The sequence below is a fragment of the Flavobacterium crocinum genome (genome assembly GCF_003122385.1).
GTDB classification, from domain to species: Bacteria; Bacteroidota; Bacteroidia; order Flavobacteriales; family Flavobacteriaceae; genus Flavobacterium; species Flavobacterium crocinum.
In genome coordinates this window covers 5,233,911-5,257,423 of the sequence record NZ_CP029255.1, presented here as the reverse complement: position 1 = coordinate 5,257,423, position 23,513 = coordinate 5,233,911, and the positions used below count along the sequence as shown (strand labels likewise).

The 23,513-nt window shown below is 32.2% G+C and carries 25 protein-coding genes; 17 read left to right on the top strand and 8 right to left on the bottom strand.

Features of this window, described 5'->3' with window-relative positions:
* Positions 1-6 precede the first annotated feature (6 nt).
* The 11 genes from HYN56_RS22290 (at position 7) to HYN56_RS22240 (ending at position 11,049) form a co-directional block, all read left to right on the top strand.
* Positions 7-573, top strand: a complete 567-nt coding sequence (locus HYN56_RS22290; RefSeq protein WP_240622616.1) for a putative colanic acid biosynthesis acetyltransferase — start codon at positions 7-9, stop codon at positions 571-573.
* 21 nt (positions 574-594) lie between these two features.
* Positions 595-1,623, top strand: a complete 1,029-nt coding sequence (locus HYN56_RS22285) for a glycosyltransferase (protein WP_109194214.1) — start codon at positions 595-597, stop codon at positions 1,621-1,623.
* Positions 1,624-1,672: 49 nt separating this feature from the next.
* Positions 1,673-2,497: a glycosyltransferase family 2 protein gene (locus HYN56_RS22280; RefSeq protein WP_109194213.1), complete on the top strand. Its 825-nt coding sequence runs from the start codon at positions 1,673-1,675 to the stop codon at positions 2,495-2,497.
* A 2-nt stretch (positions 2,498-2,499) separates the two neighbouring features.
* Positions 2,500-3,444 (top strand): UDP-glucuronic acid decarboxylase family protein, encoded by a 945-nt coding sequence (locus tag HYN56_RS22275; RefSeq protein ID WP_109194212.1) that lies wholly within the window; start codon positions 2,500-2,502, stop codon positions 3,442-3,444.
* Positions 3,445-3,683: 239 nt separating this feature from the next.
* Complete coding sequence (locus tag HYN56_RS22270; RefSeq protein WP_109194211.1) at positions 3,684-4,430, top strand: glycosyltransferase family 2 protein; 747 nt, start codon at positions 3,684-3,686, stop codon at positions 4,428-4,430.
* A gap of 233 nt (positions 4,431-4,663) precedes the next feature.
* On the top strand, positions 4,664-5,431 hold the full coding sequence (locus HYN56_RS22265) for a polysaccharide biosynthesis/export family protein (RefSeq protein WP_109194210.1): 768 nt from the start codon (positions 4,664-4,666) through the stop codon (positions 5,429-5,431).
* Positions 5,432-5,518: 87 nt separating this feature from the next.
* Positions 5,519-7,858 (top strand): polysaccharide biosynthesis tyrosine autokinase, encoded by a 2,340-nt coding sequence (locus tag HYN56_RS22260; RefSeq protein ID WP_109194209.1) that lies wholly within the window; start codon positions 5,519-5,521, stop codon positions 7,856-7,858.
* 38 nt (positions 7,859-7,896) lie between these two features.
* The gene (locus tag HYN56_RS22255) at positions 7,897-8,313 is read left to right on the top strand and encodes a hypothetical protein (RefSeq protein ID WP_109194208.1); all 417 of its coding nucleotides are present in this window, start codon (positions 7,897-7,899) and stop codon (positions 8,311-8,313) included.
* Positions 8,297-9,697, top strand: coding sequence for an exopolysaccharide biosynthesis polyprenyl glycosylphosphotransferase (locus HYN56_RS22250; RefSeq protein ID WP_146194628.1), 1,401 nt, complete (start codon positions 8,297-8,299; stop codon positions 9,695-9,697). The genes HYN56_RS22255 and HYN56_RS22250 overlap by 17 nt, the downstream gene beginning before the upstream one ends.
* Before the next feature lie 66 nt (positions 9,698-9,763).
* Entirely contained in the window at positions 9,764-9,967 is a 204-nt protein-coding gene (locus tag HYN56_RS22245; protein WP_109194206.1) for a hypothetical protein, read from the top strand.
* Positions 9,968-10,596: 629 nt separating this feature from the next.
* Positions 10,597-11,049 carry a hypothetical protein gene (locus HYN56_RS22240; RefSeq protein WP_109194205.1) on the top strand — a complete coding sequence of 151 codons (453 nt, stop codon included), beginning with the start codon at positions 10,597-10,599 and terminating at the stop codon, positions 11,047-11,049.
* A gap of 168 nt (positions 11,050-11,217) precedes the next feature.
* Here HYN56_RS22240 and HYN56_RS22235 read toward each other — a convergent pair whose 3' ends face one another.
* Positions 11,218-12,132 carry an AEC family transporter gene (locus HYN56_RS22235; RefSeq protein WP_109194204.1) on the bottom strand — a complete coding sequence of 305 codons (915 nt, stop codon included), beginning with the start codon at positions 12,130-12,132 and terminating at the stop codon, positions 11,218-11,220.
* 87 nt (positions 12,133-12,219) lie between these two features.
* Between HYN56_RS22235 and HYN56_RS22230 the strand changes: the two genes are divergently transcribed.
* From HYN56_RS22230 to HYN56_RS22220, 3 genes are all read left to right on the top strand, one after another.
* Positions 12,220-13,053 carry an AraC family transcriptional regulator gene (locus HYN56_RS22230; protein WP_109194203.1) on the top strand — a complete coding sequence of 278 codons (834 nt, stop codon included), beginning with the start codon at positions 12,220-12,222 and terminating at the stop codon, positions 13,051-13,053.
* Positions 13,054-13,145: 92 nt separating this feature from the next.
* Entirely contained in the window at positions 13,146-14,321 is a 1,176-nt protein-coding gene (locus tag HYN56_RS22225) for an MFS transporter (protein WP_109194202.1), read from the top strand.
* 104 nt (positions 14,322-14,425) lie between these two features.
* Positions 14,426-15,247: a phospholipase A gene (locus tag HYN56_RS22220; RefSeq protein WP_109194201.1), complete on the top strand. Its 822-nt coding sequence runs from the start codon at positions 14,426-14,428 to the stop codon at positions 15,245-15,247.
* A 2-nt stretch (positions 15,248-15,249) separates the two neighbouring features.
* Here HYN56_RS22220 and HYN56_RS22215 read toward each other — a convergent pair whose 3' ends face one another.
* From HYN56_RS22215 to HYN56_RS22200, 4 genes are all read right to left on the bottom strand, one after another.
* Positions 15,250-16,026, bottom strand: a complete 777-nt coding sequence (locus HYN56_RS22215) for a ThuA domain-containing protein (RefSeq protein ID WP_109194200.1) — start codon at positions 16,024-16,026, stop codon at positions 15,250-15,252.
* Positions 16,027-16,032: 6 nt separating this feature from the next.
* A complete protein-coding gene (locus HYN56_RS22210) occupies positions 16,033-17,790 on the bottom strand; it encodes a glycoside hydrolase family 9 protein (RefSeq protein WP_109194199.1) in 1,758 nt (585 codons plus the stop codon).
* 196 nt (positions 17,791-17,986) lie between these two features.
* Positions 17,987-18,166 carry a hypothetical protein gene (locus tag HYN56_RS22205; protein ID WP_109194198.1) on the bottom strand — a complete coding sequence of 60 codons (180 nt, stop codon included), beginning with the start codon at positions 18,164-18,166 and terminating at the stop codon, positions 17,987-17,989.
* 41 nt (positions 18,167-18,207) lie between these two features.
* Positions 18,208-18,477, bottom strand: a complete 270-nt coding sequence (locus tag HYN56_RS22200; RefSeq protein ID WP_109194197.1) for a hypothetical protein — start codon at positions 18,475-18,477, stop codon at positions 18,208-18,210.
* A 120-nt stretch (positions 18,478-18,597) separates the two neighbouring features.
* Between HYN56_RS22200 and HYN56_RS22195 the strand changes: the two genes are divergently transcribed.
* Both HYN56_RS22195 and HYN56_RS22190 read left to right on the top strand, forming a co-directional pair.
* Positions 18,598-18,927, top strand: a complete 330-nt coding sequence (locus HYN56_RS22195) for a helix-turn-helix domain-containing protein (protein WP_109194196.1) — start codon at positions 18,598-18,600, stop codon at positions 18,925-18,927.
* Positions 18,928-19,100: 173 nt separating this feature from the next.
* Complete coding sequence (locus tag HYN56_RS22190) at positions 19,101-20,204, top strand: fatty acid desaturase family protein (RefSeq protein WP_109194195.1); 1,104 nt, start codon at positions 19,101-19,103, stop codon at positions 20,202-20,204.
* Between the two features lie 182 nt (positions 20,205-20,386).
* Here the strand turns inward: HYN56_RS22190 and HYN56_RS22185 are convergent, their stop codons facing one another.
* Entirely contained in the window at positions 20,387-20,908 is a 522-nt protein-coding gene (locus tag HYN56_RS22185) for a hypothetical protein (protein ID WP_109194194.1), read from the bottom strand.
* Positions 20,909-21,115: 207 nt separating this feature from the next.
* Between HYN56_RS22185 and HYN56_RS22180 the strand changes: the two genes are divergently transcribed.
* Positions 21,116-21,763, top strand: a complete 648-nt coding sequence (locus tag HYN56_RS22180; RefSeq protein WP_109194193.1) for a M15 family metallopeptidase — start codon at positions 21,116-21,118, stop codon at positions 21,761-21,763.
* Here HYN56_RS22180 and HYN56_RS22175 read toward each other — a convergent pair whose 3' ends face one another.
* The gene (locus HYN56_RS22175; RefSeq protein ID WP_109194192.1) at positions 21,764-22,330 is read right to left on the bottom strand and encodes a hypothetical protein; all 567 of its coding nucleotides are present in this window, start codon (positions 22,328-22,330) and stop codon (positions 21,764-21,766) included.
* A 3-nt stretch (positions 22,331-22,333) separates the two neighbouring features.
* Positions 22,334-23,512, bottom strand: a complete 1,179-nt coding sequence (locus HYN56_RS22170; RefSeq protein ID WP_109194191.1) for a class I SAM-dependent methyltransferase — start codon at positions 23,510-23,512, stop codon at positions 22,334-22,336.
* Position 23,513 lies beyond the last annotated feature (1 nt).

Genomic DNA, 23,513 nt, shown 5'->3' with positions numbered 1-23,513 from the left:
AAAATTTTGGACTTATCTACTTACAGTCATTCTTTTAGTTTAAAGAATAAAATTTCCAGATTGCTATGGAACTGCAGCAGTCTAATTTTGTTTCGACCATTTGCCTCTCGATTATTTAGAAGATGGAGAATTTTGGTTTTAAAATGTTTTGGAGCAAAAATAGAATGGTCATCGCATGTATATGCGTCGGTAAAAATATGGGCACCGTGGAATTTAGAACTTGGAGCAAATTCTAGTTTGGGTCCCAAAGTCGATTGTTATAATCAAGGAAAAATAAGTATTGGATCTAATACTATTATCTCTCAAAAATCCTATTTATGTGCATCTTCACATGATTACACAAAACCAGATTTTCCTTTAATACTTAAACCCATAACAATAGGAGACGGAGTTTGGGTTGCTGCAGATGCTTTTATTGGCCCTGGAGTATGTATAGAAAACAATTCAGTAATTGCAGCTCGGGCAGTAGTAAATAAAAAAGTTTTTAAGAATTCAATTGTGAGAGGCAACCCGGCAACAAGTATTTCCAGAGATGAGATTTCGACCAAAAAATTACAATACGACAAATTGTAAACCCATTATAAACATATAAGTATGAATTCTATACATTCAAATTTTAATATACTATTAGATTTACCTGCTTATCTAGGAAAGAAAATATTATTTATATCTGAAATAACTCCTGATCGCTCAAAGTTTTACAACTGGATACCTATTAAAGGATTAAAACAATTGGTCTATCAAGGTTTGAAAGCGGTTGATATGGCTTGGACAATAGTAAAGACAAAAGAACCTTATGATATCATTATTATTTTTGAACACAAACCTTGGTACTCCATTTTATTGTACTTGGTTTGTGCAATAAAAAGAAAACCAACTTTTTTTATTGTTCATGGATTTCAGCAAACTTATAAATTGAGTACAAGCAGAACGCTTGGTTTTAAACTTCTACTATTTTTTGAAAAAAGATTTAAGTTTTATCCTATCCATTTAGAAAAAACAGATCATGATTATGATGACTGTTTGAAATTTTACAAATCAGGCATTTATATGTTAACACCACTGCCTGAAGATTCTAATGAAAGATTAGCCAAACCTGCTGACTCGGTTTTAAAAATTGGAATTGTTGGTATGATTAGACCAGATAAACCTATTATGCCAATAATAAAAATCCTAGAAAACTACTCCAGTAATGACGCCGAAGTAGAAACACATATTGGAACTCCATTTTGGCAATTGCCTGATGAATTAAAGAAAATGGCAATTAATCTAACCGATACAACAAGTAGTGAGCAATACAACTCCTTTATTAAATCGCTGGATATCGTGATTAATTATTATGAAAAAGAACACTTTTATCACAGGTCAAGTGGTGTTCTTAATGATGCCGTAAACGGTGGTTGTTTTGTTATTGTTCCTAATTATCCATTATTTAAGGAGCAAATTTCAAATCCTGTGAAAGTGGGTGAAACGTATGAAAATATCGAGGATATTAAAAGAGCGATAGATAAGGCAATTGAATACCTAAGCAATAATGTTGTCGAATTTGAAAAGTGGCGCCAGATTAGAACAAAAGAAATAATTCTGAAAGATCTAAGCCGACAAATGCTTGACGTACTTTGATTTAAATCTATAAGATAAAAACATTATTTAATTTTTTAAACTAGAAACTTTGAATAAAATTCCAATTACTGTAGTCGTTTCTGTAAAAAACGAAGCCTTGAATTTACCCTCTTGTTTGGATAAATTAAAGCGATTTGACCAAATAATTGTAGTAGATTCCGGAAGTACAGATGATACAACAACTATTGCTGCCAATATGGGGGCTGAAGTTTTACAATTTCAATGGAATGGCAAGTTTCCTAAAAAGAGAAACTGGACATTGCAAAATGCAGATTTGCGTCACGAATGGATTTTGTTTTTAGACGCAGATGAATTTGTTACTGAAGAGTTTGTTAATGAAGTTGCTGTTAAAACGCTTGACCCAAACTACAACGGATTTACCATACAGTTTGAAAACTATTTTATGGGACGCAAACTTAAATATGGTTATGGCTTTCAAAAGTCGGCTCTTTTTAAAAAATCGAAAGGAGCTTATGAAAAAATCGAAGAAGATTTATGGAGCCATTTAGATATGGAAGTTCACGAACATCCAATTATAGAAGGAAAAGTTGGAATCATTAAATCTAAAGTGGTTCATAAAGATTTTAAAAACTTAGAACATTATATTGCCAAACACAATGCTTATTCTTCTTGGGAAGCACAAAGATATTTGCAGTTGAAACAGTCTAAGAACGAACATTTATCTCTTAATCAAAAAATCAAATACAGTCTTCTTAATACAGGTTTACTTCCAGCAGTTTATTTTATGGGAGCCTATTTTTTAAAATTAGGATTTTTAGACGGAAAAGAAGGATTTTATCTGGCACGTTTTAAATCACATTACTTTTTTCAAATTCAAACCAAAGTAAACTCAATCAAAAACAACTTAGAATAAATATGAAAAGAATATTGATAACTGGCGGCGCTGGATTTGTAGGTTCGCACTTGTGCAAAAGATTATTAAATGAAGGCAATGAAGTAATCTGTCTTGACAATTATTTTACAGGAGCAAAATCTAATATTATCGAATTATTAGATAATCCTTATTTTGAAATGGTACGCCACGACATTACAGAACCATATTATGCTGAGGTTGACGAAATTTACAATTTAGCTTGTCCGGCATCTCCGGTACATTACCAATACAATCCGATCAAAACAATAAAGACTTCGGTGATGGGAGCTATAAATGTTTTAGGTATGGCAAAACGTGTTAACGCTAAAGTATTGCAGGCAAGTACCAGCGAAGTTTATGGCGATCCTTTGGTGCACCCTCAAACTGAAAATTATTGGGGACATGTAAATCCAATTGGTATTCGTTCTTGTTATGATGAAGGAAAGCGTTGTGCAGAAACTTTATTTATGGATTATCACAATCAGAATAAAGTAGCCATTAAAATCATCAGAATTTTTAATACTTATGGTCCAAACATGAATCCGGCAGATGGAAGAGTAGTATCTAACTTTATTGTGCAAGCATTACAAGGTAAAGATATTACCATTTTTGGAGACGGTTTACAAACGCGTTCTTTTCAATATGTAGATGATTTGGTAGAAGGTATGGTAAGAATGATGAATTCAGATCCACAATTTTTAGGTCCGGTCAATTTAGGAAACCCAAATGAGTTTACAATGCTGGAGCTGGCACAGGCAATTATTGAGCTGACAGATTCAAAATCCAAAATCATTCACATGGATTTACCACAGGATGATCCAAAACAAAGACAGCCAGATATCACTTTGGCTAAGAATAAACTGAACGGCTGGGAACCAAAAGTACAGCTTCGAGAAGGTTTGTTATCTACTATAAGTTATTTTGATACGCTTTTATTAAATCAATAAAAGCACTTTTTCTTTTACAAAACACCATTATTTATATCAACTGCTTTTTCTCGATTTCCTTAATCAGGAAACAGATTTTGGCACACTTTATTTTCAAGTTAGCTTTTTTGTGCTTTTAACGAGTTTTGAGGTGCTTCATCGAGAACTTTTTTTAGTAAAATGCCTTTGTTTTAATTTTAACTCAGAATTGTGAAAGCAGTTAACTATTGAAGAATATTTAAGTTAAAAAAATAATTATTATGAGAGTTACTATAATCACAGTGTGTTATAATCGCAAAAACACAATTGAAAAAGCGATCAAAAGTGTATTGGATCAAAACTATGATGATATCGAATATATTGTTATAGATGGTAATTCAAAAGATGGCACAAAAGAAATTATTGAGTCTTATAAAGACAGAATAAGCCACTATATTTCTGAACCTGATAAAGGAATGTACGATGCGATAAACAAAGGACTAAAACTAGCAACCGGAGACGTTATCGGATTAATGCATTCTGATGATGAGTTTTATGATAATAATGTAGTTTCCAGAATAGCTTTGCGTTTTAAGCATTCGCACAATATAGAAGGAATTTACGGCGACGGAGTCTATGTTTCGAATGATCAAAAGGAGCGCTTGATTAGAAATCGTATTGGAGGAGGTTTCAACCTTAAAAAAATTAAAAGTGGCTGGTTGCCATTACATCCAACGGTATATTTGAAGAAAAGCGTAATAGATAAAAACGGATTATACAACCTTGATTTTAAAATTGCGTCAGATACGGAATTCTTACTTCGCTATTTGTACAAACATGAAATTAAGATGAGTTATATCAATATCTACATCGTTAAAATGAGAATGGGCGGCATGAGTACCAGTTTCAAACGAGCTTTTGAAGTTTTAAAAGAAGATTACAGAATATATAAATATCATGGTTTAACTGCTTATTCAGTTGTTTTTAGAAAAAAAACTATTGCTTTAAAACAGTATATCGTTCATTAAGAATTAGGATCATTTAGCTTTTGATTTTTGAAATAAGTAAAACAGTAAAATTTTAGTTCCAAAAGAACTACAGAGGATAAAATTTAAGAAAAGCCAATATAAATAGATATAGTGAATGCAGGTTTAGTTTGATGATAGACATAGTAGAGGAGTTATGGAGCGCTAAATAGTTTTCATTTTATTTCAATAAAATTTAGAGTAATTATAGAATACTAATACATACCACAATTAACATGAAGAAAATTTTCCTTTCGATAATTTTATTGCCTTTATTGATGCTGGAATCTTGTACGACCAAAAAACAAATGTTGTATCTACAAGATTTAGATAAGTATGCAAATTCGACGATAAATTATACTTCGCCAAAAATACAGCCTAATGACATCTTAAAAGTTGAAGTTGGCGATCTTAATCCTTTAGTTGCTGCTCCTTTTAATATTTCGACTGGGAATCCTGCTGCACAAAGCTCGGTAGATATGATGCGTCTGTCTGGTTATTTGGTTAATCCGCAGGGAACTATTATGATGCCTATTTTAAATGAAGTAAAAGTTGGAGGTTTAACTCCTGCGAATGTAGAAACTAAAATAAAAGAACGTCTTATCAACGAGAATTACTTGGTAAATCCTACGGTACAAGTTCGAGTTCTTAATAATAAGTTTACCGTTTTGGGAGAGGTTAATGCGCCGGGTGTTAAAAATTTTAGCGAAGAATCAATCAGTTTTCTTGACGCTGTCGGATTGGCGGGAGATTTGACTTACTCAGCAATTCGTACAGATATAAAATTGATTAGAGAAGTTGACGGAAAACGTTTGGTTTATCACATAGATTTAACTAGCGCATCTTGGATGTCTAATCCAAATTTCCGAATTAGACAAGGCGATGTAATTGTAGTAACTCCAAACAAATTAAAAGCTAATAGTGGAGGATTAATTAAAGATCCATTACAGTTAATTGGTATAGTAGCTTCAGTTGCTGCACTGATTATTGTAATTGCGAAATAAATTGAAGAAGTAGAAAAGTTTTTACACTTAGATTTAAAAATATACTCATTGTTATTAATGTGACTGTATCTTATTAATTAAATAGTTATGGATTTAAAAAAAGAATTTTTAAAGTATTTTCAATATTGGCCTTGGTTTTTGCTAAGCTTAATTGTGTTCGTAGGTGCAGCTTTTATTTTTATCAAAATAACGCCGCCAACTTACGAAACTTCTGCTTCGATCTTTATTGACAAAAAACAAGAAGACCAAACGAAAATCATTACAATCAGCACAGATAAAAAAAACAGTGAAGATAAATTAGAAGATGAAATTCGATTAATAACCTCTAATGAATTTTTATTAGGAGTTGTTAAAAAATTGAATTTGAATTTTACTTACTACGAAAAAGTATTTAGTGTTAAAAACAATAACGTAAATGAAGTTCCTTTTGTTTTAATACCAACTATTTCTAAAGATTCATTACCTGTTGTTTCTTATGAAATTAAAGTCAATCAAGAGGGGTTTCTTATAACAGAACCAGAATCTGAGCAAACTTATAATATCAAAGGATACGACGGAAAAGAAGCAATTGAAGGCTTACCATTTAAAATCCAGCTATCTCCAAAAGCAAAGAAAAATCCATCGTTTTATTTTGAAAAAGAATATAAAGTAAATCTGGAACCGACTGGAGTAGCTTTAAAAAACTTAAAAGGATCTCTTGTTGTTTTGTCTGATGAAAATGCAAAAGGGGTCCTGGAGATGAAGCACGTAAGCTCAAGCCCTGATCGTTCCAGAAAAATATTAAGTGAGATTATTGATCAGTTTGATAAAACTATTGTTATAAATAAACAAAAAGTTTATAGAAATACGGTTTCTTATTTGAATCAGAGAATTAAAAACTTTAGTAAAGAAAAGGATTCAATTGAAAGTGTAAAAGAGAAATATCTTCAGAGTAATGATATCGGAGTAATGGAAAACTACATTGTAGAACAAACTGCCGATAGAAGTCAAAAAAAGGAGAGTTCAATGCTTAATGACAAGCAAATTGCACTGACAAACTTTGCCATTAATGATGTTAAACAAGCTGGTCCGGCTCAAGCTTTGGGTACAGATTATAATTTGGAATCTACAACAGTCAATCAAATGCTTGTAAGCTACAACGCGAAATTGATGGACAGCCAAATGATTTTACAAAGAGCACAAAGTAACAATCCGGCTTACATTAGTTTAATGACCCAGTTAAGAGCTCAAAAACAAGAGATATTAAATAGTCTGCAAGGTTATTTAAACTTTCTGACTCAAACAAGTAAAGCCAATAGATCTGAGCAGAGTATTGCCGAAGCAAAAGTAAAAAGCATCCCTACAAAAGATAAAATACTAGGAAATATCAACAGTAATCTGACTACAAAAGAGGAAACTTATGTCGCATTATTGCAAAAGAAAGAAGAAGCGGTTTTAAACGGTGCAATTCTAGAATCAAACTTAAAAACTTTGAATGCGCCAGAAACCAATTATTCAGCAATTTTTCCACAGCCAAAAGCATTTATGTTAGGAGCATTTTTGTTTGGTTTATTACTTCCTTTCGGAATCACTTATGTTCGTTTGTTTTTAGATACTAAAATACATAACGAAGAAGATATCCAAAAAGTAATTACAGATGTTCCAATTTTGGGTCATATTCCTAAAATAAGTGTAAGTGATAAGTTGGATAATACAGCAACATCTCGATCATTAATTGCAGAAGCATCACGAGCATTAATGTCTAACATATCCTATTTATTGCCTAGAAAGAAAGAAAGCAAAGGAAATGTGATTTTGTTTACATCTTCTATCCAAGGAGAAGGAAAATCATTTTGTGCCTTTCATAATGCCATAACAATTAGCAACCTTAATAAAAAAGTACTGCTTATTGGTGTTGATTTAAGAAACCCGCAATTGCATGATTATTTTAATATAAAACGAAATGTATCTGGACTTTCTGATTTCTTAGCTAACAAAACAGACAACTGGAAAGAATTTTTACAAAACGACAATCAGTTTTCTAAAAATCTGGATGTATTGTTTGCCGGAGAAGCGCCACCAAATCCTTCTCAATTGATAACTAATTCAAATTTTGAAGCCTTAATCGAAGAAGCAAAAACAATCTACGATTTTATCATACTAGATACGGCGCCGGTACAAATTGTATCTGATACATTGAATTTTAGTCATTTGGCAGATGTAACAGTGTTTGTTGTAAAATACGATTATACAGATAAAAGCAATCTGGTTCAGGTAAGTAATTTTATTAAAAAAGAACAGCTTAAAAACGTTGGAATTGTTATAAATGGTGTCAATATGAAAAACGCATATGGCTATGGTTATGGCGTAAGTTATGGTTACCAGTATCAAGAAAAAAAAGTAAAGAAACCTTGGTATAAAAAAGGCCTCGCTGTAAAAGGAGCTTAAAAAATACAAAGCCATTTACTTTAATTAAATAATATAAAATGTTTCATAAAATAGTTCTGATGCTATTGTTTTTTGTCGTTGCTGCGGTCTTTTATTTTTCCTGGCTTTCAGATCCCAGTTTATCTACTGAGACTTATTTACCGGGATGGCTGTTGAACTGGAGTAATCATTATTATAATTTGCGTACCGCTGTTCCTTTTGTCGCTGTAGGTTTTCTATTAGAATTGTATACAGAACAGAATAACATAAATGAAGTAAATAATAACAAAAATTTAAATTTCATACAAAACATAATTATTGCGGCGATAATAGTTTCTGTAGCCGAAGGAGGGCAGTTTTTAATTCAGAGAAGAAGCCCGGATTTAATGGATATTTTTTATGGAATTGTTGGAAGTTTAATAGGAGCATTAGGTTACAATTTATTGAAAAAAATAAAAAATGCGAAACAGACATAAATTTACTTTCATAATGTGTTGCGCCATTGCCGATATGATTGCAATGGTAGTAGGAACAATGATTTTTTTGAATTTTGCTATTGAGGAAAGTATTGGCTGGAATGGTTTATTTCTCAATAAGATGATTCCAATTACAATGTTAAGTTGGCTGTTTTCAGTTACTTATTTTCAATTGTACAGAGTAGACGTTCTTTTTAGTCTGGATGAATTTTTCCGCAATAGCTGGAGAGCTTTTTTTACACAAAGAGTTTTATGGCACAGTTACATTTTTATTTTTCAGGATGATGTGCTGTACAACTTTGGAAGTAAAGCAAATTTATTTCAACTAAGTTTTTTATTGTCATATTTTCTGTTATCCAGAATATTATTTACGCTGGTTATTGGAAAAATAAAGGGCTGGGTTTTCAAACAGTACACAGTTGCTATCTGGGGATTCAATAAAACAAGTATCGAGTTGGCTTCTCATTTAGAAAGTAATTCCTTTTTTATCAACTTTCTGGGGATTCTTAACGAGAATTCTTCTGTAGAGTATAGGAGTAATGAGGAATTCACTTTAGCACTGTCAGAAGCAATTAATGATGCGTCAAGAAATGATATCAACGAATTGTACATTGTATCAAAACCGGACTTTATTTCAGACCTGAATTATTTCTTTGAGTTGGGCGATAAACATTGTATGCGTTTGAAATTTGTTCCCGATTTTTCATCCATATCAAAAAAGCATTTTAACTCAAGTCATTTAAATAATTTTCATGTCATTAAGCCTCGTTTTGAGCCATTGCAAAATGCTTATAATAGATTGGCAAAGAGAATTTTTGATCTTACATTCAGCATTTTGGTAATTGTATTTGTCTTGTCCTGGCTTTATCCTTTATTGGCTTTTATAATTAAAAAACAAAGCAAAGGACCAGTATTATACAAACAGATGCGAACAGGAAAAAAGAACCAGGAATTTTGGTGCTACAAGTTTCGAAGCATGTACGTAAATATGGGTGACGAAACACAACAGGCTCAAAAAGGAGACAGTAGAATAACACCAATAGGAAAATTTATCCGCCGTACCAGTTTAGACGAAATGCCTCAGTTCTTTAATGTATTGATCGGAAATATGAGTGTAGTAGGACCGCGCCCACATATGATCAAACATACGTCTGACTATAATGACCACATTAACAATTTTATGGTGCGTCATTTTGTTAAGCCGGGAATTACAGGTCTGGCTCAGGTTTCGGGCCTTAGAGGAGAAACCAAAAAAGTATCAGATATGAGAAGACGCGTTACAACTGATATAGAATACGTACAGCGCTGGAGCCTTATAAAAGATGTCAAAATATGCTTCTTAACGGTTATTGTGACCCTCAAAGGAGATAAAAATGCTTTTTAAAATAAAAACAAACTCAAAAAATAAACTCAAGATTAAACTTAAAAATAAACTAATAAACTAATAATCATGGACATTACTAATTACCTTATAGGTTTACTTACTGGAGTTTCAGTGACAACCTTTTTTATTGGAAAAGAGTGGTATAAATATTATACTAAATACACTATCCAACAAAAACAATTAGATCGAGTTTTGAAATTGAACGATAAAATTAAAAAACTGAAAAACTACAGCCCGGCAGAAACATCAAATATGAATGTTGGAGTGTAATATTATTTTCTGATTTTAATTTTACGCAAACGCTTATGGATTGCAAAAATCCACTAAGTCAGTTACTTTTATGAATTAAAGTAATGTATTTATTTTTTACTTTTTGCTAAAGTATTTTAGTGAAAAATCATTCGTACTCAAAAGTTTAAAACCATTATATATTTAACTTTGGTAATGAGCTCGATGTCTTGTCGGGCTCATTACTTTTTGCTTTATTTTAAGTTTCTGTTCTTACACGTTTTCTATACTCTTTTATTTTTCGTCCATTTAGATACACCTACAATCTAAATTACAATGGACATTTTCTCCCTGTCATCCTTAACATAATTTACTTTTTACTGGTTCCCAAAGTTTAACCTAAAAAATATTGGTTGCAATATTTCATATAATTAAAGTTCATTTTTTTTTTGAAAGATTCCTTTACATATAGGCGGTTGGTTCCTGTTTGGATCATTTTATTCATTCATCGGATTAAAGTGAAGACCAAAAGAATAGAAGACTTTATGCTCTTTATCTCAAAGAGTAGAGAGGCTGTTTTATTTCTAATACAAAGTTCCGACACGATCAATAACGGAACTGAGAACCAATGTAATTTATTTGTAAAAAAGGTAAGTGTTAATTATTAAAAGATGATTAAAAAAGAAAAAGTTTTAGTTCGCGATAACAAAGGTATTTTTTTAAAAATGTTCAAGAGAAAGTTCAAGAATGAATTTGAATTCTGTGAAGAATCCTTTTTGCTTCAAAATGAAAAAAAGTCTAAAGGATTTGATCATTCTGTATTTGTAGTTTATGAATATTCTGAGCTATTGGATTTTTTTGAATTAGATGGTATCAATACCAATTTTATGGTGTGTTTATTCAGTAAGCACCTTTATAACAGCTTATCCCGAATCGAAGAAATAAAGGACTTGATTTTAATAGATGCTTCAAAAACAAAGACAGAAATTTTTGAAGATTTGAAATTGTGTTTTAAGAACTCATCGAATATTATTCCGCAATTTTCCAATAGAGGTTTTTCAAAATCAAAAATGCCTAAGAAGCAGTTAGAAGTATTGCAAAGAGCTTTATATTTTATGATGTAAAAAATAACTGAATGCATAGCTCAGCTGGATAGAGTCCCCGATTTTAAATCGGGACGGTCGAAGGTTCGAGTCCTTCTGCGTTCGCTTTAACTGTCTGTTTTTATAGACAGATTAAAACAAAAAGCCTGTACAGTAATTTATTGTACAGGCTTTTTGTTTTCTAAAGTATTAAAAAAGAATTTGATTTATAACTAAAACCCATATTCCCGTCGATACGAAACTAATTAAAATACCAATTCCCACAATTAAATTAATAAGTTTTGAATTAAGATTGAATTGCTCAGCAACCACACTCGCCGTTATAAAGGTTGGCATTGAAGCTTCAAAAACACTTATTGCAGCTACTTTTCCTTTAATACCAATTATGAGCGCAATTACCAGAACCAATATGGGAGCAATAATTAATTTATAAAAAGAAGACATAGAAATTTGTGGCAGCTGTTTTTTCCATCCGTTAAAATTAAGTTGTAAACCAACGGTAAAAAGAGCTAAAGGTGCTATTGTTGCGGTAAGTTTAGACAGAAACGATTCGGCTGGAGCCAAATCAATAAAATTGGGAAGTATCAAAGCCGACATACAGCCTATAAAAGGTGGAAATGTAATTAGTTTTTTAAGAATCATTTTGATTTCTACATTACCTCCGGAAGATCGGTCTCCCTTAATTGCGGCAACGATACCTGCTGTTGAAAGAAGTATAAATAATACCTGATCACAAATTACAGCAATACTCAGATATTGTTCTCCAAAATAAGCTATTATGAGTGGAAATCCTAAAAATGAAGTATTGCTGTAGCCACTAGCAAGTTCAAGAGAACTTCTGGTGCGTTGGCCATAATGCCTGTAATTAGCATAATATCTAATAAAGAACCAGCTTCCTATCCAGACTATGATAGTCGAAGCCATAGGAAAAAGCATTTGCACTGACCATTCGATTTTAGGGATATAACGAAGAGAAACTGCCGGTAATGCCAGATATAAAAGCCATACATTAATTCCTTTGTGTGAACCGGCTGGTACTACATTATATTTTCTCAAAAGAAACCCGGTAGTGATGCAAACCGCAATCATTATAAAATTATCCATTTCCTTAATTTTATGATAGTACAAATTTGCGGTATGGAGTAGTATAATTTATTGTATATATATTGTAATAAATTGTATATTCACTACATGAAGAATCTTAGGCAATTTGAAAATCTGGTTATCGAAGAACATAACGCTACAAGTTTTCACCAGCCAGCACATCAACAAAATTATTATGAATTTCTCTATATATTTGAGGGGAGTGGTTACCATTATGCTAATGGACGAAAAGAAGATTATCAAAAAGGGGATGCATTTTTTGTTACGCCGAAAGACTCCCATTATTTAGAGATTAAAGATCAAACCAATTATGCTGTTATTAAGTTTACAGACCGTTATCTTTTAGAAAATAATTTTGCAAATTACGGCAGCGAAGTAATACGACGAAGCGATCTTTTTGGATTTGCACTTTCACTTGCAGGCGATAAAATAAGACTTCCGGAAAAAGAAAGTAAAATCTTTTTTAGAACGATAGAACATATTTTGAGTTACAAAAACGAAAAAGACATTGCTGCTTCTGCCTTCGTTCTGTTTCAGCTTTTATCAATTTTTAGTTTAATACGCCAATTTTGGATTAAAAATAATCTTGGTAATAATTATAAAGCATCAAATGATAATTTATTGATTTATATTCATAGAAATATCTTTTTTCCGGAAAAACTGCAGATTAATCATTTGGCTGGAATGTTTTCTATTTCGACTAAATATTTTAGTACCTTTTTTAAGAATAGTTTCGGAATTTCATACAGACAGTATTTAATCAACTTAAAAGTAAAGATTATAGAAGATCGTGTAAAATCGGGTTTTACGGCTAAACAAATTACCCGCGAATTAGGATTTACAGACGAAAGTCATCTTGCTCATTTTTTTAAGCGAAATACAACCCGGACGCTATCGGAAATTAAGAGTAGAGAATTTTAATAAATCAGGTAAAAGTTTATCTAAATAGAGCACTTATATTTGCAGCTTAAATAATACTATAAATATTTCTCAGAAAAACGTCCTGCAATCAAATGTTACAGCAAAAAAAATCTATTTACACGCTTCAGTTTATTCTTCTTTGTCTTAGTTCTCTTTTATTTTCATCTAGTTTTAATATGATTATACCAGAGCTTCCAAGTTATTTGACAAGTTTGGGAGGAGCAGAATATAAAGGACTTATTATTTCACTATTTACCCTTACGGCGGGAATATCTCGTCCGTTTAGCGGAAAACTGACAGACAAATGGGGACGTGTTCCGGTAATGGCAGTAGGTTCTGTAGTATGTTTAATCTGCGGATTTTTATATCCTGTTTTAAGTTCGGTTTCGGGCTTTTTGTTTTTACGTTTAGTACATGGTTTTTCAACCGGTTTTAAGCCTACAGCAACTTCAGCTTATGTCGCAGATATTATTCCGCAGGAACGCTGGGGAGAAGCTTTAGGAATGCATGGTTTATGTTTTAGTATTGGCGGAGCTTTAGGGCCTGCTTTAGGCGGTTGGGTCGTAAATGCATACGGAATTGATATTATGTTTTATAGTTCCTCACTTTTGGCTTTCCTGTCTATCATTATTGTAGCAAATATGAAAGAGACTCTGGAAGTAAAAGAAAAACTGCACAGATCAATGTTTTATATTGGAAAAAATGATATTATAGATCGTGGTGCACTTCCGGCAGGAATTATAACTTTCTTTTCATACACCGCTTTCGGATTAATATTAACCTTGATTCCGGACTGGAGTGAACATTTGGGAGCAGAAAATAAAGGAATATTTTTTACAGCTTTTACCGTTGCATCGGTTATGATGAGGTTTGGAGCCGGAAAAGTTTCGGACAGGCACGGTAGAACCAATGTTATTCTCGCAGGATTGATTATCACTTCTATTGCATTATTTGTAATTAGCGAGGGGACAACCGTGAATGTACTTTTAATTGGCGCAGCTGTTTACGGAATGGGAACCGGAATTTTGTCACCGGCAATAAATGCCTGGACAATAGATTTGAGTGATCCACAACATCGTGGAAAAGCCATTGCAACCATGTATATTTCTATGGAAATAGGAATAGGTTGTGGCGCTCTGTTGGGCGGAAGTTATTACAGCGATATTATTGAGAGAATACCTCAAATCTTTAAAATTGATATTCTTTTGCTTGTTATGGGAATTCTTTATCTTTTATATTGGAAAAGGAAAACTGAAAAGAAAATATAGAAATTATATAAAAACAGATTGGTAATTAGAATATTTCATTTTGATTTAAAATATGTACATTAGTGTAAAAGCTGACAAATTAAGTCTAAACTTAAATTATAAAAATGTACTTTAAATATTTATTACCTTTTATCATTTTATTTTCAATTACAGCAAATTCACAAATTGTAGAAGAAAAAAAGAACTTCCGAGCAGCAGATTCACTTTTAAAAGAGCATAGTTTTTCTGTTCACAGAGATAATTATTTTTTAACGGGAGTTCCATTAAATGAGCCTATTACAAGAAATTCTGCCGATGTAAAATATCAGATTAGTTTCAAACAAAGACTTACAGGAAAGCCTTGGGTAGGAGGTTTTTTTCCTTATTTAATGTACACTCAAAAAGCTTTTTGGGATATTTATGCCAGTTCCAAACCATTTTCTGAGATTAATTTTAATCCTGGTGTAGCCATAGTTCGTCCATTTTATCTAAAAGGAGGAAGATTAACTTATGCAACAATTTCGTTCGAACATGAATCAAACGGAAGAGATTCGATTTATTCCAGAACCTGGAACATGCTGGCCTTTTCGTTAAAATCACAAATTTCTCCAAGATGGACAGTTGGAATACGAGGCTGGATTCCTTTTGTAGATAACGAAGACAATCCCGGATTGACTAAATATGTTGGATATGGAGAAGCAAGTGCAACTTATCAAATAAAACCCGGACGCTGGAGTGCCGATGTTCTTTTTAGAAAAGGAAGCGGACTAATTAATTATGGATCATTGCAAACGCAAGTGAATTGGAAACCTTATAAAAATGAAAATTATTATATCACACTCCAATGGTTTGTAGGTTATACAGAAAGCTTGATAGATTATCAGGAACATAAAAGTATGCTCCGTTTAGGATTTACCATAAAACCTGAAAATATGGGTATTTTCTAAAATTATTTCTTTCCCGAAGTCCAGAAAATAGCATTTTTAAGCAATGTAGCGTAAGCTTCGTTTTGAAACAAATCAGGAGAATGTCCCATGAAGATGTAGACATTTCGCGAAGCAAATTGAGGATTGGTCCAAATTACAGGATGATCTCCCATTTTGATTTTAGAATCTGGAACATAAGTCGATTCATCTACGGCAGCCAGTACATGAACATTTTGTCTGGGACTTTTATTGTAAGTATACCATTCTTCTTTTTCTACTAAAAATTCAGTTGGAACACCTTTTGTTAGAGGATGTGATGTGTCTTCTATTTTAACTTTTCCCGAAGCAAAATCAGGAATATAATTTTCAAAACGTATTCCACCCATAAAATCCGAAAACCATTGCCAAATTGGATAATTATCAAATTCACCCAATAAGGTAGCATGATGTAAACCAATCCAGCCACCTTTCCCACTTTTCATATAGTTTTCAAAAGCTTTCATAGATTCTTCGCTCCAGGTATAAGGAGGATAATCCAGTTGTAAAAAGACTTTATATTGTTTTAAAAAAGTTTCATTAATCTTTTTAGTATTCTCAATATAATCAATGGTAAAATTATTGTCAAGAGCCAGTTTATTCAGCCAGGGTTTTGCCGCTTTTGTAAATTCCAAATGATGTCCGCCGTTTTCGTATAAAACCAAAACTTTAAACTTTCCTTTTTTAGGTTTCTGTGCCATACAATTTCCATGAAAGAAAAAGCAAACTAGCAGGAAACTGACTATAAATATTGATTTTCTCATTTCTTTTTATTCTTGAACTAATGCAGTAATAGCCTGTAAAAACCAGGCAGAATGTGGAATCCATTGTTCGGTCCAACGCCATTCATTGCCATTGTCTTCCATTTTAAAATCGATTCCCGATCCGTCTCCGTTGCCGTCTTTACCGGTAATTCCGTTAGAAATTCCACCTTTTTCAGAGCCATGTCCGTAATTCGAATGCATATACGGAACATTCTTTTCTCCAAATTCATACATAAAACATATCGAGTAAGGATTACAACCTAATATCCAGGATAATTGTTGAGATGCATATAAATCAAGTGATTTTTTATTGTGATAGGCTGAAATTTTTCCGCCCAGAGTAGCAGCAGCTGCAAGAGAAGCCAGTCGGGCATTTTCTCCCTGCCACCACCAGCCGGTTTCATTTTCGTGCGGAATAAAAAAGCCGTCTTTTATAGTGTTATTAAATAAAAAAGACTGTCTGGCATAACCAAATGGGTTGCTCACGTTTTGAGTTACAGTCAGGTTATAATCCAGTGCTTTTTTTATTACATTGATCGCTTTCGTTTTTTCAATAGCATCCCTTTCTTTTTTTAAATAGCGGGTTAAAGCAACCACAGGTAAACCTGCATCTGCCGCATGCCAGAAAGGACGATTCTTATCATTACTTCTAAACCAGCCTTGATCTGTCATTCGGGCTTCCAGTTTATGAGCCCATTTTTGGGCTTCCTCTTTATAGAAATTGTCATTTGTAGTAATCCATAATTCAGTAGATGCCATTAAAGCACAGTAATCATCTATAATATTTTCTTTACCATCGTCGTCATATTTGGTATTGTTTAATAACAGATGAGCATAAGCACGTTTGGCTCCGTCTAAATATTGTTTGGATGTAAAATCTCCATTTTTGTTCCATTGCGAGATTCTGGCAAGTGAAGCAATTGCCATTCCCGCGCCTTCGCGAAAAGCAGACTGATATTCGTCTGTAGTTACACTATTGGCCTTTAAACCCACAATTCTTCTGGCTGCTGGATTTTTGTCAAAATAGCTAAAAACGATCATATAGAAATAATCTTCATCAGAAAGACAACGCATTAAATAATCTGCCCCCCAAATAGCCTCATTATCCAAGGCATCTTTTATTTTCCATTCTGTAAGTTGCTTCGGAATAGCTTCAGATGTATTAATGAGAGACCAGGTTACTAAAGGAGTTTGCTGTGGTGATACAAAATTGGCATAAGCCAGATGCGAAAAATATTTACTCACATCACCGGATGCATCGCACCATCCGCCGCGAACGTCAACTCTTTTGTTGCTTCCAAAAAGTAAGATGTTTTTATCTGCTTCTAATTCTTCAGGTGTATTGGCTCTTTGTTTATTGTAATAATGTATAATAGAAGAAATGGTTTGTTTTGCCAGAATGTTTTCTTCAATAGCAAAAAGGGGAGAAGTAATAATGTGATCTTCATTTTTTATTGCGATTTTATATTTTCCTGTTTTTTGAAAAGATGAAAAATCAGCTTGATAAAAGAGTTTACCTGTTTTCCAGTCGTCGACACTTTCGGCTTTCCCAACTTTCGAAGTAAAAACTGTTTTTCCGGTTTCGGAATCAATAAGTGTAAAGGTGGTATTCTGAAGTGGAATTTCAGTCCCTATTATAGCAATTTTAGGACTTTTGGGATCAAAACCAATTTGGTTTACATAAATGACAGGATTGCCGTATGCTATAACAGAAAGAAAAAATACCGTTACAACAGAAATTAATTGTTTTCTGAGCTTGAACATAATTTACCTTTTAAAAAATAAGTTTTAAAATGAAACTTAAACAAAGGCAAATTACAAAAAAGAGAAAGTTTTGAGGGGTTTAAAGTCTTCTGTGAGAAAACTTCTAATTTTGAAATAATGATTAAAGCTTGTTTTTCCTGTTAGTTTAATCAAAATAAATAAAATTATGATGTGTATTTGATGGGATTTTTGCCTGCTAATAAATTGTTGTTTTTATCATTTTAATCTGGTCAAAGCATCTGGAATGAATCGCAACCCCTTCTTTATACTCCTCAAGTGTCATTCCATACAAGTGCGGAATTTTAGAGAAACTGGTGCTGTTAATAGATTTTGTCTGATTTTGTCTGTTCTTACGGTTTTTATTTTGGTCTGTCATATTCTTTATTTTGATTTCGGAATTTCTAACAACTCTTTACTTTACGAAGTCAGCAGTTTAATTCTTTCAATAGCTTCTTTATTCTCATAAGCTACTTCTACTAACGCTAATAAAATGTCATTTCGTACAATAGTTTTGTTTCTTACGTTTCTAATCAGGGCTTTACTAGGAGCCGGTTGCCCTTTTTTGACAATACATGAAATAGTAAGCTCAACATACGTTACAGGTAAATGCTTGTTAATAAATTCATAAGCTTTTTCATTGTGAGAATTATCTTCTTTAATATTGCTATTTTTGATTAATTTTGACATATATTTGCTAATTATTAATGAGTGTTTGTTTAAAAAAGTAAATGTAAGAATAATATTATATTATTTATTCTTTTTAATGTTAAAAAATATATTTTCACTATATTTTTTTTGATTTAAATAATGATGTATAACGAGAAATTAAGCAAATTCTTTAAGGCTAAAGGATTAAAGCAAAAAGAGGTGGGGGAAATTTTAGGATTTAGCCCGGCAATGATTGGGAGATATTTACATGGCACGGCTAATATTGGCTCTGAATTTATTCTTAGTTTAAGTAAAAACTTTCCCGACGTAGATTTAAATGATCTTTTTGCTCCGGATGAGGGGCAAAATATGGTTAATGAAACAGGAGCAGTTTATGAAAAGCAGAATATGCTGAATGACTTAGAAGAAATTGAAGATCGTATTCATAATATTAGACTGCGGCTGGCAGAGAAAAAATTTGAGGAGTAAGCTAAATAGTTTTCCAAAAATATCTAACACTTTCAAAATTGAACCAAAAGATTTAAACCACTCTCAAAGAGTGGTTTTTTTTATGTATTAAAGTATTTGTTTAAATGGTTGTAATGTAATTGGTTAAGCTTTTTTTATTAAATTTGATAGAACAATTTCTAGCCAATAACCATATGGAAAAATTAAAACGACCGGTTTATGTTAAACCCGGAACTGATGATTTTTTTAAAAAGATGCGTTTAGAAGTGAATGAAACGGTCTTAAATAATTCATCTTTGTACCGATTAAATGTTTTTAAGTCTTTGGGACTTTTAGCTGTTTTCTTTGTTTTCTACAGTTGTATTTTAATTTTTGGAAACCAGACTTCTTTACTTTTTCTTTTTTATATTCTGTCTGGAATTACAATGATTGTTTTGTTTATTAATGCTTTTCATGATGCCGCACATGGAGCTCTTTTCAAAAAGCCCAAGCATAATGAATGGTTTTTGTATGTCTTAGAATTATTTGGAAGTAATCATTGGCTCTGGATGCGCCGTCATATTAGTCTGCATCATGCTTATCCAAATGTTCCTGATTGGGATATTGATATCAAACAGAGTGATATAATTCGAATTTTCCCTAACAGTCCGTTATTTAATTACCACAAATACCAACATATTTACATGTGGTTTATTTATCCGCTTTATAGTTTAAACTGGATTTATATCAGGGATTTTAAAGATTTTTTTGGTACCAAAAACAACTATGTCAAAAAAGTAGTTGAGAAAATACCAAAGCAGGAAGTCTATCGCTTATTTGCCGCCAAGATTATCAATCTGATTTATATCCTTTTCATCCCAATGATGCTTTTAAATCAGCCGTGGTATATCGTATTTTTTGCCTGGCTATTGATGCATATGTGTGGTAGTGCCCTTGGAGTTGTTGCTTTAGTTTCTACTCACGTAGACGAAGATGCTCATTTTCCAGGTACTGATGAAGAAGGAAATCTTTCAGATACTTGGGCTGTGCATCAAATGGTGGTTACAAAAGATTTCAGTACCGAAAGTAAATTAGCTAATTTTCTTTACGGAGGTTTTACACATCACGTAGCGCATCATCTTTTTCCTGGCGTTGGGCATACTTATTATCCTTACATCACACCTATTATAAGACGTTATGCAGAAGAATACAATCTTCCGTATACCTCTTATCCTTTTTATCATGCAGTACGTTCGCATTTTAGAATGCTGAAGAATAAAGGAACAAAAGAAAACATTTTAATGACAGGAGAAATATAAAAAACGGTTTTATAAACGTTTTTTGGGGTTAAGGGTTATGGGTTATGGGTTATGGGTTATGAGTTAGACGTTAAGGGTTAAGGGTTAAGGGTTAAGTGAATGGGTTATGAGTTATGGGTTATGAGTTTTTGCGTCTAACCCCTAACGTCTAACCCCTAACGTCTAACTCATAACCCATTCACTTAACTCTTAATTTTTACATTCTCCTTTTTGATATTCAAATCTTTTAAGAAATTATCCTTGATTTCAATATCAAAATTTTCTTCTTTAAAGACGGTAAGTTTTGATTCAGCAAACTTATAGACATTAATTTTGTTGTTTTTGACATCAATATAAAGATCATAGGAATAAGTACTGCAATCATGCTGTTTGCATCCCCAGGCATGAAGTATATTTTCCTGTTTTTCAAAAGGCGTTTCGGTGTTCCAGTATTTTACCATTTGATCATAATCGGTTCCCATTAATTTTTTCAATCTTGGAGCCAGACTACTTTTGGTTAAAAACTGAGTGCCAATGACACTTTTATCTACCAATGTATATAAAGAATCTATTGGATTTATAACAGAACTATCTGTCTTTAAAGCTTCTGTTTTAATAGAAGTAGAATCTGTTGTGGGAACACTTTTTATAATTTCCTTTTTGCAGGAAATAAATACTAAACTGCTCAGTAAGATGATAGAAATGTACTTGGTTCTGCAATTCATAATAATTGATTTTAAGATTAATATTAGAATTTATAAAGTCATAAGAGGCTGATTTCTATAAAGATATTAAAATTATATTTCTTTTAAAAGGAAATTATGACGTTTGCAATGCTGCAAAAATTTGATTTTATACTGTAAGATGAGATAATAATGAAGTAGGTTTTGAGTTTTTTTACTTAACTTCAATTTTTTAAAAATCACCTCGAAATGAATTGTTTTTCAAAATTAATAATCGTTTTTTTATTCTGTATTCCATCATTACAAGCTCAAAACGAAGCATATGTAAGTGAACCAAATTCGCAAGTTTCAGACACAACATTTGTAAATCTGAGAGATTACAGCAACGATTTTATTTACGACATGAAATATGCGACAGAAGATAATTTCTTGAAAGCAAAAGTGTACGATTGTGCGGAATGTATGTTGCGTTTAAAAACCGTTAAAGCCCTAATTGCGGCTAATAATGATTTTTTGAAAAAAGGATATAGAATCAAATTGTACGACTGTTACAGACCTTTGGATATTCAGAAAAAAATGTGGGAGATTGTATCGAATCCGGAATATGTGGCAGATCCAAAAAAAGGCTCCATCCACAATAGAGGAGGAGCCGTAGATATTTCTTTGGTTGATATAACTGGAAAAGAAGTAGATATGGGAACTTCTTTTGATTTTTTCGGAATTCAGGCCAGTCATAATTTCAAACAGCTTTCAAAAGAAATACTTTCAAAAAGAGCTTATTTGAAAAAAGTAATGATACAAAACGGCTTTAATTCATTTGATTCTGAATGGTGGCATTATAATTTAAAAGCCGGTTTAAAAGACAAAGTAGCCAATCAGAAATGGAAATGTGAATAATTATTCAACGCATCTGATGTTTTCCATGAAATAAGTATTCGGATTGGTGACTTTTCCGGTCAGCTCAGATGTTAATTCTCTTTTTATGATATAGTCTTCTATATTCGTAAGATATTTAATTCGCATAAGTGAAATTGGAGATTTTTTAAGCTCTTCATAGTTATCTTTCATAAACATAAAAATTCCCGTATTGATGCGATTGTCATAACCTTTGTCGTCACGTACCAGAGTACCGCAGTTTTCCTGGTCAATATGCATTAACGTAACGATTTTTCCATTTTCTAATTGCAAAAAGATTTTAGAACCTTTGTCGAAACAGTTTGCCTTGATGAAATCTTTACTTTTTTGAATAGACTGCAGATTAAGTGTTGGTAATCCGTCTGTCTGAGCCAGAGAAAAGAAAATATAATTGAAGTTTCCTCCAAAATATTTTTCACTCATTAAGTATTCGTTTGTTACTTTATAAGACCCAATTGAGTCGTTTACATTTACACTGTATTCACATGGTTTTTGTGCAAATGCGGTAATCGTTAATAAAAAAAGAGTTAGTGTAAATAGTTGTTTCATTGTTTAGATTATTTTGCTGCAAATTAAAACTATTTTGTTATCTTTTACATCAGTTGTAAAAAAACAATACAAATTCCCTCCATTTTTTATTTTCCACTTTTTTCTAATGTTTTCTACTGTCTCCGGAAAATTGCGGGTTGTAATATTAGCCTGTTGATTTACAAGCTCATTTTTCATTTCATTTTTGTTATATGAAATGACTTTCTGAATCTGAAATCGTCGCCCCGGAAAATCAATTAAATTTTCTGAAGTATATAAGTGCGAATGTTTGTGTAGTTTATTGATTTGAAAATTAGTACTAATTTCATCAAAACCTCCTGATTTCATAATTGCCGAATTAGGCTCATATAAGTATTGCTTTGGTAAGTCATAAAGAGGAAAAGAGATTTCGCCTAAAACAAAATCAAAGGTTTCTGTTTTCTCTTTTAAAATATTGGCAGTTTTTATGAATATTTCACCTGAATAATTTTTATGAATCTCAAAAAGCAATTCTTTAACTTCATTTTCAAGAGCAATAACATGAATGTTTTTGACATTTTTAAGTTCTGATAATCCTGCAGAAATATCTAATAAAGGAGCCGTTTTGATTAAAATAGAATCGGCTTTTTCGAAATAAAAATCTAGTAATTCCGGAACATTTGGCAAACAGTCTTTTAGCATAAAAACTTTGCCTTTTGCATCATTTCTTCGTGACGGATCGATGTAAATCCAATCGTATTTCTGATTAGACTTTTCTAATAAATGAATAGAATCTCCAGAATGGAAAGTACAATTTTGAATTTGTAATTGTTTGAAGTTGTGTTTTACGATTTCAGACAATTCCTCATTAATTTCACAATGCGTTATGGAATCAAATTTCTTTGAAAAATAATAATCATCTACACCAAAACCTCCCGTAAGATCAATTAATGTTTTGCCGGAAACTAAACTGGCTTTATAGAAAGCTGTTTTTTCTGAAGAAGTTTGTTCGACAGAAATTTTACTCGGATAAATAATATCAGAAGCTGAAAACCATGTCGGAAGTTTGTCTTTTGCTTTGGTTCGCGCTTCGATCTGATTCAAAATTGAAATCCAGTCCATTTCGGGAAAAGGATTTTTCTGCAGCGCTAATTTTGTGAGATCTGCACCAGTATTTTGAATGATAAATTCCTGAATATCTGGATGCAAAATGGAAGTGTTCAAA